Genomic DNA, 502 nt, shown 5'->3' with positions numbered 1-502 from the left:
GTGCTGCTGCGGGAGGGGCGGGCGGCGCTCGACGCGGTCGATGCCGCCGACCGGCGGACCCGGCGGGCGGCCGTCGCGAACGGCCGTGCCGGTGTCGTCCTCGTCACGAAGGCCGGGGCGGCCAACGAACTGCTGGCGAAGCTGCTCGACGCCTACGCGGCCGAGCCCGGCGCGGTGCCCGTCGACGTGGTGCTGTGCGGGCCCGGCGAGCAGGAGCGGTTGCTGCGCGACGGGCGGGCCGACGTGGGGCTGCTGCACCTGCCGTTCGACTCGACGGCCGGGTTCGACACGGAGGAGCTCCGCACGGAGGAGCAGGTCGCGGTCCTCCCGTCGGGGCACCCGCTCGCCACCCGTACCCACCTGCGCATGGCCGACGTCACCGCGCTGCCCGACCTGCCGATGCCCCGCTGGCCCGGCCTCGACGGCAACTTCCCCGACGGGCCCGGCCCCCAGGTCCGCGACCACACCCAGCTGCTCCAACTCATCTCCCTCGGCCGGGCCT

1 protein-coding gene is annotated in these 502 nt (G+C 76.5%); it reads left to right on the top strand.

Annotated elements, in window-relative coordinates; genetic code table 11:
- Positions 1–502, top strand: a 502-nt coding sequence (locus AC13HU_RS38065; RefSeq protein ID WP_483046563.1) for a LysR family transcriptional regulator substrate-binding protein, incomplete at both ends; no start/stop codon positions are given.

Source organism: Streptomyces sp. NH27, from assembly GCF_056859195.1.
The sequence above is the reverse complement of the archived record's forward strand: the minus strand, read 5'-3'. Positions and strand labels throughout refer to the sequence as shown.